Genomic DNA, 14,873 nt, shown 5'->3' with positions numbered 1-14,873 from the left:
ATGTACATTGGGTTCATGGAGGTGAGCAAGTGGAAGAATTACACAATCACGTTCGGGAGTTACGAGCCAGAGACCGGATATCCCAAGCAGAACTGGCCAAACTCATTGGTGCATCCCGTCAAACCATTGCCCTGATTGAGCGTGGAGATTACTCTCCGTCGGTCGTTCTGGCACTAAAAATAGCACATGTATTTCGTGAACCTGTCGAAAAAATATTTGAACTGAAAGGTGGAGATTAAAATGAAAAATTCATCATCCTCGTCCATTAAAAAGCGGTTGCGTCTTCCCTTGTATGCAGCCGGTGGCGCTGTAGTTGGTTTTCTCGGCGCTAGCGGAGTGAGTAAACTCCCTTCTGACTTGAACTGGACGCTGTCCGTGTATTATGACTATGATCTTTTATTCGCAATCCTGGCGGCTCTTGTGGTAGTTATGACGGTGTGGAACATCTTCAGTCTCTCCCGCACGCCATCTCTCCCTCCCATGGAAGATGATGCTTATGGAGATTCCGATTCACTCATCTCACCCGCAGAGCGCTCCCTCGGAAAAGCGATGATCCTCAGCGGATTCAGCGTTATTCTTACGTTTACCTGGGCAGCACTTGCCTTGTCCTTGTATGCATCCAACCGAACCATGCCGAATTCTCCAGAACTGTTCAACCTCTTGAATTTTGTTGCTTCGTGTATCTCTATTATCATCGTTGTGGTCGTGCAAACTCTGACTGTGAAGCGATACAACCGTTATTATCCTGAGCGCACTCTGGATCTGAACTCGCGCAACATGAAGAAGGATCATTTTGAGAAGCTGGATGAAGGCGAGAAATGGATTGTCTATCGCGCAGCCTATCGTTCTTTTCAGATGATGAATGTACTTCTTGGTGTTGGAATGGTCTCTATGGTTCTATATTCGATGCTCTTTACCTTTGCTCCATTCCCAATTGTGATGCTCTCTGTGATCTGGATTGCCAACATTGGAATCTATTATCGTGAAACCTATCGTGCGAGTAATCAGTAATACATGAGTAGGTAACTATTTTGTAAATATTTTCATAAAGGAGTGTTTGCATGCATTTATCCAAACGAAAGACCCGTTTCAGGTTCACCTCCCTAACAGGAGCTTTTATGGCTGCGGTTCTGTCTCTCAGTCTGTGGGTACCCGCAGTCCAGGCGGAGACCGCGACTCCAGTAGCTGCTGAACAAGGAAAGACGAAAGCGCTGACAACTGAATCGGCTACAGCTTTTCTGGATTCATTCTTCGATTCACCTGAGGCAAAACCCCATTATGTGGGAGCCTCCGTTGTTGTTGTGAAGGATGGCAAAGTTCTGGCGGAAAAAGGATATGGCTTCTCCGATGTGGAGAGTAAAACAGCGATTGATCCGAAAAATACGGCCTTCCGTGTAGCCTCTGTATCCAAAACATTCACGTCAGCTGCTGTAATGCAGCTAGTGGAGCAAGGCAAGGTTGATCTGCAAGCTGATTTTCAGACCTATGTGAAAGGGCTCGAATTCGATAATCCTTTTGACAAACCTGTAACTGTGGAGAACCTGCTCACACACACGACCGGATTCGAGATTCGTGATCCGCAGCAGGAAGACATCCATACTGATTTCGACAAGTACATAGCGATGGAGGATTACGTTAAGCAACACATGCCTCCTGTCGTTCGCGAGCCTGGTAGCGCCTATATGTACGATAATTTCTCGTTTTTGCTGCTTGGCATGATTGTTGAGAATGTAAGCGGCGAGCCCTTTGAATCCTACATGCAACAACATATCTTCAAACCGCTAGGAATGGATAATAGCAGTTTCATGCTGGACAAAAAGTTCCAAAAGCAGCTGGCCACGGGCTATGATGCGGCACACAATCCGCTTGATCTTTACACCATCTCTCCAACACCAATGCCTCAAGGTGGCATGTTGTCTACCGCTGAGGACATCGGGAAGTTCATGATTGCGTTCCTGAATGATGGCGTGAAGGACAACAAGCGAATTTTCAAGGAATCCACGGTAAAAAGTATGGAACAGTACCGTTCTTCCATTCATCCACTGTTACCAAACACGACGTATGGATTCGAAGCTGCATTTCAGCTTCCCGGAGCAGGAAGTAGTCCAAAAGTTATTACAAAAGGAGGCGACCTGACCGGATTCAGCTCTTATCTCTTCCTTATTCCCGAGCAAAATACAGGCGTTTTCCTGACGTATAATCAAAATGGAGCACTTCGTAACCTGTTCTACCCTGCATTCATCCAGAGCTTCTTCCCGGAATATGCAGAGCCTGTACAGTTCAAGGAATACACGCCGCAATCCGCAGCTGAGCTGCAACGCTTCACCGGATTGTACGCAGATCTTCGACTTAGCACGATTGTAAGTTCCTTGAAAGGTGGCGGGGATAAGCCAGGACAACTGAGCATTAACGATGTATTCCTGGGTCAACGCAACCTGATTCAGGTGGAAGATAATCTCTTCAAAGATGAATTGACTGGTCAATTCACAGCATTCAAAGAATATGCAGATGGAACCACATACATGAAAGAACCTTACCTCAACCCTATGGGTTATGAGAAAAAAGGTCAAAAGCCTATGGGCTTCCGGGATGTTCGTGAGAACAGTCCTTATGCCGAAGCCATCTATGCCATACAATCTCTTGGATATTATGAGAATGATGGCAACAAGTCTTTCCAACCAAAAACAGGTGTGACACGAGCTGAATTTATTGAGAACACCCTTAAACTGAGTGGATTGAAGCCCAGCAAAACTACGCCTCCTGCTGGCACCGACTGGGCAGATCATGCAGCAGCCGGATATATTCAACTCGGATATGAGTTGGGTATGATTACTGGCACGGACGAACAGCAATTTAAGCCGGATCAAGTGATTATCCGACAGGAAGCAATGGTCATGATGTGGAGAATTATGCAACTACAATATCCTAGCGAACTGTTCAATGATGTGAAACTTGCGGGGCACACAGATGCATGGGCTGTACCAGCCATTCAGATGATGGCGAAGCTTGGTATCCATGGACCCGAGGTGAAGGTAATGGAGGATGGTTCTGTTGATTTCCTTTCCCGCAAACCTCTGATTCGTCAGGAAGAGGCTGCGATCATGTATGCGCTGCTTACCCAACCAACAGATCAAATCGTCGCTGAACTGATGGCAGCTCAACAACCACAAGCAGAACCTGCCGAAGGAGCTGAGCCTGCAGATGAGACATCTGAAACTGCGCCGGTTCCTGTACCAGTAACGGTCCCTTCTGCAACATCAGCACAATAAAAATAAAATATCTTCATACCGATTAGATTGATCATGCTTATGATGCAAGAAAAAAACAGGCTTGTTCAGAAGGATACGATCCTTCTCGAACAAGCCTGTTTCGTTACTTTTCATAACTTATTATAGCGATCGGTTAATGAGTTATATCCGTCTCTATTCGATCAACGAAGATACATGGAGGTTCCCGTTGCGCTGATCAAACTTGGCTGCAGCGGTCTGAGCATGCTCCGCAAAGTAATCGGCCAGCTTGAGCAGGTCGCCCGGATCGCCTTCATACGGGAAGGATGCTGGCAGACGCAATCGGTATTCTGGAGATTCTTCCACCCAGCGGCGAAGCAACGATGCTGCTCTGGCATAAAACAACATTTTGGCGTAAGGATCTTCATGATCAGCAGCAAACACCAGTGTTTCCTCCAGCACATCAATGCCTTTTGCCGGGTTCGTACGTGTGAGATAATCCATCTGCTCCGCAAAACTCTGCACAAAATCGTTCTGGCCTTTAATCAGGCGATATCCCTTGGTCTGATGTTTATCTGCTTCCGCAGTCCGTCCCAACCGATATAACGGCATCAAAATTTCAGACAAAGTCAGATGCGGAATCTCTGCACAGCTCATACGCCCTTTCAGGATAGGCTGTGCCGCCTCCAACACCTTCTCATCGTCTTCTTTTAACAAGAAATATCGCATAATCTCATCCTGCTCACAGGCTTCGCAGTCACTCATAAAGTCACGATCCATCGTTCTGAATCGATCATAACTGCGTCCCGCTTCCTCCAGCTCCCCAAAATCCATAAAGATCCGGAACCGATAATACCAGTAGGAGCGTTCGCTGTAACCGTAGGACTTGAAACGCCGTCCGAAATCCTCCAACAGCTCCAGGATCTTCTCGCGTGATATTTCCGGAAAGTCGGGCATCTTGCCCAATATCCATTTGTACGACCACATTAACGTTTCTTCATCATATTCTTCGGGCTGTTGGTCGAACTTGCCCAGCTGCCAGGAAAAAGCAATCAGCGCTTTCATCGGATAACCACAGAATGTTGCTGTCTCCACAATCTCCGATCTTGCTTCATATGCCTCTTCCTCCATGCCGTTCACATCGGCAACTCTTGCCGCTTCCTCCAGCATACCAAGCTTCGCCGGACCATTGGGCAAACCATAGGCCTCGTCCATCAGTTCTTCAAAATCCATCTCTGTCTTCATCAGGCATCTCCCTTACGATCTGTATTGGCACGCAAACCCCAATCAATAAAACGAACAATGCCCTGATTTAACACTTCAAGCTCCTGCTTGCTCATGGCATAATGCCCCATCATCAGTGCATTGACGTATAACATTTCGATGGCAATCGGCGTCATCTGGTCATCCGGTGATGTCAGTACCCGCTGAATGATCGGATTACTCACGTTCAAATATAAGGTTGAGTACCCTGCTGAACTCATACTAGAAGACAATGAACCCAGAACAGACGAGAACAATTCCGTGCTCTCCTCGCTTGCTTTTTCAAGCGCACGCAGGGTTGAGGATTCCTGAGACAGTGTGAACAACACTGGCAGATCCGATGGCTTAAAACCTTTCACCTCAGCCCGACAGCGGAAGCGCTGTAAGGCAGAATCGGCCAGTCGCAATGCATCATAATACTGATTACGCTCAGCGGGTGGCACATCGGTGAAACTCATCGAGACCTGATCCGGCTGTAGCCGCTCCGTGTGTACGTTGTGCACGGTCATCGGCAGTGTCGCCATCAACTCGCTGTCATAGATGTAACCACCATTAATCACCAGCATCGATTGTGCGGATGCCACATGATGAATCTGACGGTACTCATCAACAGAGGACGTGAAATACAACGTCTCTCCTTCATCGATCAGCTCACCAAGTTCACGGTGCCCCCTCGTACTCTCAAAAGGCAGCCAGCGATGAATCATCGCGTAGAATGCTTGATCCTGCACAGCCAGTGCCTTCATGGACAGAGCATGCAGACGAATCAGCTTCTGTAGCCGTTCTGTCTGGCTCTCAGCCATGTCGGCCAGTCCCTTGCGAAGTGCGTCTCCGAGTTCGGAGCGAACTTCCTCCAGCTTTTCATTTTCATAAAAATGTTCTCGTGATGCCGTCGGTTGAAGCTCATCTGTCCAGATCAGGCATTTCACGAAGAAAGCCCACTCTGGCAAAATGTTCTCAGCCTTCTCCGAAATCAGCATTCGCTTCAGGTAAACCCGGTGAGAACGCTTGGCATTCAGATTAACCGCGTGTGGCAGTACAAAAGCAATACCTCCGGTACGGCCTGAAGCTGTCGTCAACGGAATGAAGTCTTGGAACTGCTCACCAAGCAGACGTTCACCAAATGCCAATACCTCTGATCTGCGTGAACGTGCGAGTGCAGGGTCCATCAGCCAGATCGGTGTCTCGCTATTCACCACATGTTGCACGCCGTCATGATACAGCGTGACCGGATACGGCAATAATGCTCCGTAATAGAACAGAGCTTCTTTCACATAATCCGGTTCAAAGTAGTGCGCCGCGTCCGGTGTGCAACGCAGATATACTTTGGTCCCCGGGGACAGCTGTGTGTCCAATTGTCGAATCGTATAGGTGCCATCCGGCTTGCCCCGCCACTCCATCGAAGGGCCGCCCTTCGCGGATTGCGTCAGCATGACAATTTCGTGACTCACCATGAAACAGGATAACAACCCAATCCCGAAACGCCCGATAAACGAAGTCTCTCCATCCAGCAGCGCTTGCTGCCCCCTCTTCGAGGATTGTCCAATCATCGCTAGGAATTCATGGATGTCAGCTTCGGTCAAGCCGATGCCGTTGTCCTCCACCATCATGGTCAATTGCTCACCTGTTCCCGTCAGTTCAACACGAACTTCACCCTGATACCCTGGCTCCGCCTCCGTTCGTGCGGTAATCGCATCCGTCGCATTCTGCATCAGTTCGCGCAAGAACACTTTAGGACTGCTATATAGATGGTTGGATAAAATCTGGATCATCCCGCTCAGGTTCACTTGAAAACGATATTCATTGGATGCTGTCATGACTCACTCACCTTCCTCTACGTCCAATACACAATATGTACCCATACGATGTATTCATATGGATGTGTTAGACGAATTCATTATGTAATCGTTAGAAACAGACGTTCCCCGTGACAGGCACGCCAAAACATCACGTCAAGCCGGCCCTGGATAACCAAGACCGGCGTTATATGCATATTTCAGGCATTCATGAGACGTAAGGCCTTATCTTCCATTACCACGTTATGAATAGCAATGAAACGGATGTTCTACCCTAAAATAAGGATACATGTTACAAGGCAGAGTGAAAACAAACCTGAGACCCGATTTCAGACAGCCTTCAGGGTAAATGTGCATCTTACATTCGGGACTATTGAAGGAGGAATAGATCTTTTTTGTCGTCCATTTGAACGATATCAGCCTACCACACGTATAATCTCCAAACTCAGATCGGACGGTGAATATACATGATCGAAGTACGCAACATATCCAAGCAATTCAAAGTGCATCAAGCACTGCATGATGTCAGTTTTACAGTTGAACAAGGCAGTGTCACCGGGTTGATTGGACCCAACGGTTCGGGCAAAACCACACTGATCCGTATCATGAATGGGGTCTTGGGCGCTTCCGGTGGACAGGTAACCATTAACGGATTGGACGCCGCTCGTGAGGCGGAGAAAGTACTGGCCATGTGTGGCACTCTTACCGAACAAAGTGGATTATATGAAAATATGAGCGGGCGTGACAATCTGACTTTCTTCGCAGATGTTTTTGGGCTGAAGCATGCCAAGAAACGAATCGACGAGCTTGTAACTCTGTTCGAGTTGCAGGATTATCAGCATCGAAAAGTCGGCACCTATAGCACAGGCATGAAGAAACGCTTGGGCCTTGCACGAGTACTCTTGCACCGTCCTTCCATCCTGTTTCTGGATGAGCCCACCAATGGCCTGGATCCGGATGGAATTCAGATGGTGCTACGCATTATCCGTCAGTTAAATAAGGAAGAAAAGATGACAATCCTGGTCTCATCACACGTGCTGTCCCAGCTGTCAGCCGTCTGTGATCATTATATTTTCATGGAAAAGGGGCGCATCGTTGAGGAAGGCACGGAACAGGAGATTGTTAGCCGGTACCTGTCCACTCCGAAGCTCGAAGTAGAAGCCGACATGCCCGAAGGATGGCACACGGCAACCGACTTTACGCCTGAAATAATCTCCGCACATCAAGCAGTATTTCAGCTTACATCGCGTGAAGATATTCCATTACTGCTAAGGCAATTAACGGAGCATGGTCAAGTCTATCAGGCCCGCATCACGGGCAGTGATCTGGAAAGTATCTATTTTGCCATAAGGGAGGCACACCACCATGAATAACCGCCAAGCCATACGTGCACTGGTACGTAAAGATATCCGGTCCGTCACAGCCAGCATTCAGCTCTGGTTGCCCATGTTGATCGTTCCACTGATTATTGGAATCATTATGCCCTCTGCACTCCTGTGGGCGGCCTCCAGAATGGAACTCCGTTCTGTGGGCAACATCAGCTTTCTGCTCGAATCATTGGATGCGTTAACCCATGGTGGACAGATTCCACAGCTTGCTTCCATGCCTACAGATAATCATCGTATTGTCTATTACTTGGCCATGTATATGTTCGCTCCCTTGTTTCTCATCATTCCGGTGATGGCCTCCAGTATTCTGACGGCCAATAGTTTCGCTGGTGAGAAGGAACGCAAGACGCTGGAAGGATTGTTGTTCACACCGATCAGTATGGACACTCTTTTTAAAGGTAAAGTGCTAGCTGCCCTGATCCCTTCCATTCTATTATCCTGGGTTACTTTCCTGATCTACGGAATCATTGCCAATATTCTGATGTACCCCATGTTTGGAACGTTGATGTTTCCCAATCTGAACTGGATCATACTTGTCGTGTGGGTTGTTCCCGCTTGCAGTCTTATGGTCATTTTATTAAACGTCCTGATCTCGGCCAAGGTCCGTGGGTTCCAGGAAGCCTATCAGCTCGGCGGATTAATTGTCCTTCCCCTCATCGCCTTAGTCGCTGGTCAAGCCAGTGGCATGCTGCTGATTGGTCCTTGGATGTTACTCATGATTGGAGCAGTGCTCCTGCTCATAAGTTTGGTTCTTCTTCGTCTGGTCGCGTCGTGGAATAGTCGTCAGCAACTGGCGGAAAGTCAGATTTGAATGATGTGGAGTGTAGCGACGAAATTCAACAATCTACACTGTCGCTCCGCTATGCAGATTGAGAAATAAATATACGCAGGTTATGATGTGGAGATATATGCTATGGGATGATTTTAGAGAGGAATGGAACAACGGTATGGAATCCAAACTACTTCAAAAATTAAAATATGCTTCACAATTAACGGCACAGGAGAAACATATTGTGGACTATATCCTGAGTAACCCCGAAGTTGTATTTGATTCTACAGCCCATGAACTGGCTCAGCAGACCTATACAAGCTCTTCCACCATTGTTCGCTTATGCAAAAAGCTGGGTACCAAGGGGTACCCAGACTTTCAGCTCAAGCTTGCTCTTGAATATCAACAGATGCCTTCCGCGTTGCAGACGCAGGATCCTACATTCCCAGAACAAGGCAACGTGCTGGCTGCCATCGACTCGGTTCCTTACCTGTACCAGCAGGCGCTGGAGGATACCCGCCGGATGTTAAATGCTCCTGTTTTGCTACGAATCGCGAACTGGGTCAAAGAATCCGTACGCATTGATGTCTATGGCAGTGATATGAATTATTATCTGGCGCAACAGGCTTGTGCCAAGTGGAATGAACTCGGCATATCTGCGATTGCTCATAATAGTCCGAACATGCATTACTTGAACACGATGAATCCCAACAGCCTGACGCTGTCTTTTGTTATATCGCACACAGGTGAGAACCAATCCATGATTGAAGCCGCCAAAGTGCTCAATAGCAAACAGATGAAAGTCATCGCGGTCACGGGCAACAACCATTCAACCCTTTCCAAACACTGTGATGAAACGTTACTCGCTTACGGATACAATGAACAATTAAGACTATCCAAAATGTCTTCGATGGTCTCGGTACTCTACATTTTCGACATGTTATACATGGGGAGCATTAGCGACACGTATTAACGATTAACGCTGATCCACTGCAAATACAATTCCGGCATCCTTGCGCGCACTCATGAGTACACTCATCACAGACTGGCTGTGTTCCAGCAGTTCGTAACACCGTTTGTGATCCCCACTTGCATGGATGTCCCTAAACGCTTCCCACTCATAGTACAGCCAATTGGATTGGCTCTGGGCATTATACGCCTCAGCAGGCTCATTCCCGATCTGAAGCTTGATCTCCCGGCAACCGTTTGCTCCTCCCACAACCTGAAGATAACCTTTCTCGCCCTGAATAAGCACAAAGTTCATGCTGTTTGTGTCTTTGGCACCTACACATTCCGCAATAAACTCCGGATATTGTAGAACCACAACTCCTGACGTATCAATGCCGTTTGCATGCTGGTTTGCGGTATACGATACGGTATTCGGACTGCCAAACAGATTCATGACCAGATGAAGATTATAAATATTGATATCCATCAGCGCGCCACCAGAGAATTGTGGATTAAATACGTTCGGCGTTTCCCCCGCAAGCAGATCATTGTATTTGCGCGAGTATTGACTGTAGTTACACTGGATGAGTTTGATCGGACCAAGCTTTGGCAGTTGCTCCTGTATGACTTTAATATTGGGCAGATGAATGTTGGAGATCGCTTCAAACAACAACAGATTCTTTTCTTTTGCAAGTGCAATCAGCGTTTCTGCTTCCTGAAGCGTGGACGTGAACGGTTTTTCGCAGACGACATGTTTGCCATGTTGAAGTGCCTGATAGGCCTGTTCGTAATGCATGCTGTTTGGCGAAGCAATATATACGAGATCTACATTTGTATCTGAAAATAGGGATTCCAGGTCCGTATAGATGGTATCGACCCCATACTTACCCGCAAGCTCCTGTGCTGTCTCTCTCTTCCGGGAGTACATCGCTGTACACGTAACATCATCCAGTTCATTAATCGCAGCTAAAATGGCATCCACAATGGACCCTGTACCAATCGTTGCTATATTCATCATATCGTCTCTCTCCTGTCGTTGGTTGTTTGTCAGTTGGCTCTCTTCGCCGCTTCGATTCCGTCATGTAAAATATCCAATACATATAAAACCTCTTCATCCTTGACCGGTTTATCACCGTTATGTCGAATGGCTTGAAACAGTTGATCATATAAAACGCCATAGTCTGTCGCTTCCGAAGGAACTTTCTCCGTATGTGATGTTCCCTCATCGTCCACATAACTAATCGTACCCCAGTTATTCTCCGGTTCAGCTTCAATGGATACCCTGGTTCGTCCATCTCCATTTTTCGTTTGATGCCCACTGCTATATTTAACAAAGCTCCCTCGATCCCCGTGTACAATGAATTTTGGATGTTCGATCTTCACAAGCAGACTGCACTTAATCGTGGCCTTCATTCGTCCATAACGAAAATCAATATCGATATAATCATCGGATTCACCCGGCGCGATCAAACTCCGAACATCATATTCAATTCGGTCAGCTACGCCATATATAGAGATTAACTGATCGATGGTATGTACGGCCAAACCATGCAGCAATCCAAATCCACTTCTCGCATACTGCGGGTGAAAATAATCATAGTGGGACTGGATTTCAACAATATTCCCCAGTTTGCCGCTCTCAATCACTTTTTTCAATGTCAGAAAGTCACCATCAAATCTGCGATTTTGATTTGCCATGGCGATGAGATTTTTACGATTGGCTAGTTCAAAAATATCTTTGGCTGCCGCAGAAGTGGAGGCAAATGGTTTCTCCACCAGTACATGTTTCCCGCGTTCCAATGCCAGCTTAGCGTACTCTACATGGCTATCCACATGGGTGGCGATAACAATCAATTCAATCTCATCATCTTGCAATATGTCTTCAATATTCGTCGAAAAAGTAATCTCGGGATAGAGTGATTCACGCTCTGTATCACCAACCCGATCTTCCTCTCGACGATATATCATCTTCACCCTGATGTTTTCTTTTTTGTCCAGATAAGGAAAATGATAATTCACCACTGCGTTCCCAAATCCGATGATCGCCACATTCATTAACATGATCGCTCACTCCTCTGCTCTGGTTGAGTGTAATGTTATCACGATCAAGTCAGGCGGAGAATGCTTTGGGACGGGATTGGCAGCATCATGCGCAATTCGATTTCAGGTTTGAATGACTATGAAATTCAATTTCATCCTCTTCTTTTTTTCATGTTTGAGAGCTAACATATCTTCCATAGTTTACCGATATAACATAAGGAATTAACGACATACATATAGAAGAACGAAGGGGACGATGAACGAATGAAAACAAGGTATACATACGTACAACGCACCATCTGTACATTGCTGTTATTTACACTCATTGCAGCAGTGACATTGGGAGGTGGAACCGCAGCCGAGGCAGCTTCACTTAACCAATCCACAGTGTATTATGAGTCCGACGGAGTTTTGTACAAAGTATCCGCGGATGGCAGCAATACAACAGAAGTATTAATTGATTTCCAAGGTGTGGACTTGCTCGCGGCAGGCTCTTATCTCTACTACACGCAGACTGCTTCTTCCACAACCTTGCTTCGGGTTCCGAATGACGGGTCCAGCGATGCGGCAGAGACATTTGCTGCAGATGTACTCAGCTATTACACGGATAACGGATTTATCTATTATCTGGATGCTACAGGTACCATTTATCGCGCGAATGGCAATAGTGACGCTTCATCTGTCACCAAGATTGCTGACAAGGCTGATACCGACTTCCCATTCCTCCTGGTAACCAAAGGGCGCGCCTACTATAATGCGTTAGTTAATGGAAACACGTGGATCGTGTCCAAAACGTCCAACGGTGCTGGAGCAGTGCAGCGGATTGCCGCAGGCGCAGTGGAAGGACGTTATTTTACGAATCAAGCCAAAAACGAACTGCAACTGATGGTAAATACAGACCCCTACGAGGATTTCTATTCCACCAATGCTGTTGTCATGTATAAGGTGAAATACAACACTGGCAAAGCAACTGCGGTAAATCCCAAAGCCAAACTGGATGTGAATGCTGTATATTCCGGTGGTTGGGGAAACAATCTTTACGTGTATAACAAGGGAATCGTTCTCGACAGCAATAAGGATTACAATTATGCCAAAGGCAAAGCGTTTGCGTTAACCACTTCAGCCAAAACACTTCAACTTCATAACAAAAGCGTTCGTGAAGTAAGTGCCTTAGGTACAGACAAGGTTGTCCTTATTGATGCAGACAAAAAGGCTTATGCCAAAACGGTCTCGGGCAACAAAGTGACCAAGTCTGCCAATCTGAACCTGAACAATGTAACGTATGTTGCGAATCAATTGACCAATGGTACATCTACGGCTGCATACATCTCGGGCAACAACGGACTCTATTCGGTTAATACAGCCCTCAAGGTAACGAAACTTACCGGGGACGAATGGGATGCATTCCATATCAGAGATGATGTTGCGGGCCTCTTCTACATCAATGCCAAAGATCAATATCGCTTGTATCACGTGCAAACGGGTGGAACAGGGAAAAAAGTAATGAGTGACGTTTTCCTCGACAATATTCTATTGGTGACACCGTACTAACATATAATATTGATTCAGGCGTATAGCCCATTCAACGGACTTGTCCATATCAAAAAGGATTACCTTGTAGCCATAACGGCTCTTGGTAGTCCTTTTTTGGTTGTCGAAAACTATTTTTAAAAAACATCTTCCATATGAGAATGATAATTGTTATCATTAAGAAAATAAGACAAAAGGATGGTCCGTATGACTGAACAGTTTCCCTTCATTGCTGAAACCTCATCTCTACCGCTCCTCTCCTCCATGTGCCGTGTGCGTCGTGGGGAGAATTTCCGTGTGCAAGGCAAGACGGTGTCACGGCCCATGCTCTGTCTTATTTTGCAAGGAGACGGTGTTCTGGTCCTGAATGATACAGCCTATGCGGCGCAAGCGGGCAGCTTGTTTGTGTTGAAGCCAGGAACAACCATCGAGGCCGCTGCACGCTCGAATGTGACCGAATGTATATTACTAAGCATGGATACGGTTTGTTTGCAGCAAGTGCGCGGTGAATGGAAAATGACCTCTTCACCTGCCTTCCCGTTGGATTGGGAGACAGGCAGGTTGCTGGTTCGTCATGAGCAGCAGGCTGTATTACGTTTGGAACAACTGTATGAAACCTATCGCGGTCTTCAACCGGATCACTTTATCAGCATACATAGCCAGCTGCATGAGCTGTTGCAATTTCTCTCAGAGAACAGGCTGGAAGCCAATCATGAGAAAGTGGACCCTGCCTTGGAACGCAGCATTATGTATATGCGACGTTACATGAGTGAAGGAATCAGCATGGATCAGCTTGCCAAGATTGCTGGACTCACCCCCAGCTCTTATTCACGCAGTTTCAAGAAGGCCAAAGGCATGTCACCGACCGATTACCTGAATCGTTTACGTATAAACGAAGCCAAAAAACAGCTGACAGAGGAATCCTGTGTCCTCAAAGACGTCGCGGTATCTGTCGGGTATGGTAATGAGTATTATTTTAGCCGCAAATTCAAACAAACCTTGGGGATTGCTCCCAGCGTATATATGAAAAGAGATCAACTTCGCGTAGCTACGGCATCCATTATGGGATTTCATGAGAACTTGGCCTCGCTTGGACTGCGCCCGGTAGCTGTGCTGGAAGGTGAAGGTGTGTTTGACCGAGAATCGGATGAATATGAACAAGAACGCCGATTAACCAGACAATTCGATCAACTTCGGCAGGCGAAGCCAGACTTGATCATCGGTGACTTTTACCACAAGCCCTATTACGATCGCCTGAAAAGTATTGCACCTACCATCATCTTGGAGTCCACTGATGACTGGAAAGAGAACCATATTCGCATAGCCGAACTGGTCGGACGTGAGAAACAAGCGTTGCTGAATTTCAAAGAACTTGAGTTTCGCAAGCTTGAAGCAAGCCTGAACCTGCAATCCTATTTCGGACAAAAACGGTTGGCTCTGATGGAGGTTACGAATCAGTTCATTCGCTTACAAGGAACTGGCGAGCATCCGTTAAATCACTTGTTGTATGCTGAATTGGGACTCCAGCCTCCTCAGCTTGTATCTCCCGAAAGTTTCAGAAATGAGTATGCAGCGGATAGTATCCCTGTGCTGGACACGGATTACCTGTTGATCCATCGTGCTTCGCTTCAGCCTGCCAGTGAAAAGGTGTTCCGACGCATGAAACAAACGGCATCGTGGAATCGATCCCCTGCTGTATTGTATGGTAACGTTCACGATATTTCGAACTGGCAACGGTTATGCTGGACCCCGGGTGGCCGGTTGCAGATTCTGAACGAACTGGAACAGATTACTCAGCAGTCTGTAGTCTTTCCTCAGGCAGGTCTGATCGGACATTAGATGTGAACATAGGTCGATACGATGGGCAAGATTATCTTTTACATCATGTTCCTTCATTAATAATTCAGTAAGA

Annotated in this window: 12 protein-coding genes; 8 read left to right on the top strand and 4 right to left on the bottom strand. The window is 46.8% G+C overall.

The window, feature by feature from the left end; genetic code table 11:
* Window positions 1–29 precede the first annotated feature (29 nt).
* The 3 genes from C161_RS07035 to C161_RS07025 are packed head-to-tail and all read left to right on the top strand — an operon-like array spanning window position 30 to window position 3,269.
* Window positions 30–239: a helix-turn-helix transcriptional regulator gene (locus tag C161_RS07035; protein ID WP_036669037.1), complete on the top strand. Its 210-nt coding sequence runs from the start codon at window positions 30–32 to the stop codon at window positions 237–239.
* 1 nt (window position 240) lies between these two features.
* On the top strand, window positions 241–1,011 hold the full coding sequence (locus tag C161_RS07030; protein ID WP_036669035.1) for a DUF3169 family protein: 771 nt from the start codon (window positions 241–243) through the stop codon (window positions 1,009–1,011).
* A 50-nt stretch (window positions 1,012–1,061) separates the two neighbouring features.
* Window positions 1,062–3,269, top strand: a complete 2,208-nt coding sequence (locus C161_RS07025) for a serine hydrolase (RefSeq protein ID WP_036669033.1) — start codon at window positions 1,062–1,064, stop codon at window positions 3,267–3,269.
* A 153-nt stretch (window positions 3,270–3,422) separates the two neighbouring features.
* Here C161_RS07025 and C161_RS07020 read toward each other — a convergent pair whose 3' ends face one another.
* On the bottom strand, window positions 3,423–4,472 hold the full coding sequence (locus tag C161_RS07020; protein ID WP_036669030.1) for a hypothetical protein: 1,050 nt from the start codon (window positions 4,470–4,472) through the stop codon (window positions 3,423–3,425).
* Window positions 4,472–6,307, bottom strand: a complete 1,836-nt coding sequence (locus C161_RS07015; protein WP_036669028.1) for an HSP90 family protein — start codon at window positions 6,305–6,307, stop codon at window positions 4,472–4,474. The genes C161_RS07020 and C161_RS07015 overlap by 1 nt, the downstream gene beginning before the upstream one ends.
* 446 nt (window positions 6,308–6,753) lie before the next feature.
* On the opposite strand from C161_RS07015, the gene C161_RS07010 reads away from it, so the two are divergent.
* The 3 genes from C161_RS07010 (at window position 6,754) to C161_RS07000 (ending at window position 9,416) form a co-directional block, all read left to right on the top strand.
* Complete coding sequence (locus C161_RS07010; protein WP_036669025.1) at window positions 6,754–7,659, top strand: ABC transporter ATP-binding protein; 906 nt, start codon at window positions 6,754–6,756, stop codon at window positions 7,657–7,659.
* A complete protein-coding gene (locus C161_RS07005; RefSeq protein WP_036669022.1) occupies window positions 7,652–8,485 on the top strand; it encodes an ABC transporter permease subunit in 834 nt (277 codons plus the stop codon). The genes C161_RS07010 and C161_RS07005 overlap by 8 nt, the downstream gene beginning before the upstream one ends.
* A 136-nt stretch (window positions 8,486–8,621) precedes the next feature.
* On the top strand, window positions 8,622–9,416 hold the full coding sequence (locus tag C161_RS07000; RefSeq protein ID WP_036611537.1) for a MurR/RpiR family transcriptional regulator: 795 nt from the start codon (window positions 8,622–8,624) through the stop codon (window positions 9,414–9,416).
* Between the two features lie 3 nt (window positions 9,417–9,419).
* Here the strand turns inward: C161_RS07000 and C161_RS06995 are convergent, their stop codons facing one another.
* Both C161_RS06995 and C161_RS06990 read right to left on the bottom strand, forming a co-directional pair.
* Entirely contained in the window at window positions 9,420–10,406 is a 987-nt protein-coding gene (locus C161_RS06995; protein ID WP_036669223.1) for a Gfo/Idh/MocA family protein, read from the bottom strand.
* Between the two features lie 32 nt (window positions 10,407–10,438).
* Window positions 10,439–11,452, bottom strand: a complete 1,014-nt coding sequence (locus tag C161_RS06990) for a Gfo/Idh/MocA family oxidoreductase (protein ID WP_036611210.1) — start codon at window positions 11,450–11,452, stop codon at window positions 10,439–10,441.
* Window positions 11,453–11,695: 243 nt separating this feature from the next.
* Here C161_RS06990 and C161_RS06985 point away from each other — a divergent pair, with 243 nt between their 5' ends.
* Together C161_RS06985 and C161_RS06980 are read left to right on the top strand one after the other, a co-directional pair.
* Window positions 11,696–12,982: a hypothetical protein gene (locus C161_RS06985; RefSeq protein ID WP_036669021.1), complete on the top strand. Its 1,287-nt coding sequence runs from the start codon at window positions 11,696–11,698 to the stop codon at window positions 12,980–12,982.
* A gap of 186 nt (window positions 12,983–13,168) precedes the next feature.
* Window positions 13,169–14,800, top strand: coding sequence for a helix-turn-helix domain-containing protein (locus C161_RS06980; RefSeq protein WP_036669019.1), 1,632 nt, complete (start codon window positions 13,169–13,171; stop codon window positions 14,798–14,800).
* The last annotated feature ends 73 nt before the right edge of the window (window positions 14,801–14,873 follow it).

Origin of the sequence: Paenibacillus sp. FSL R5-192 (genome assembly GCF_000517845.1) — a bacterium.
GTDB classification, from domain to species: Bacteria; Bacillota; Bacilli; order Paenibacillales; family Paenibacillaceae; genus Paenibacillus; species Paenibacillus amylolyticus.
Note: the sequence above shows the minus strand (reverse complement) of the source record. Positions and strands in the feature narration are given on the sequence as shown.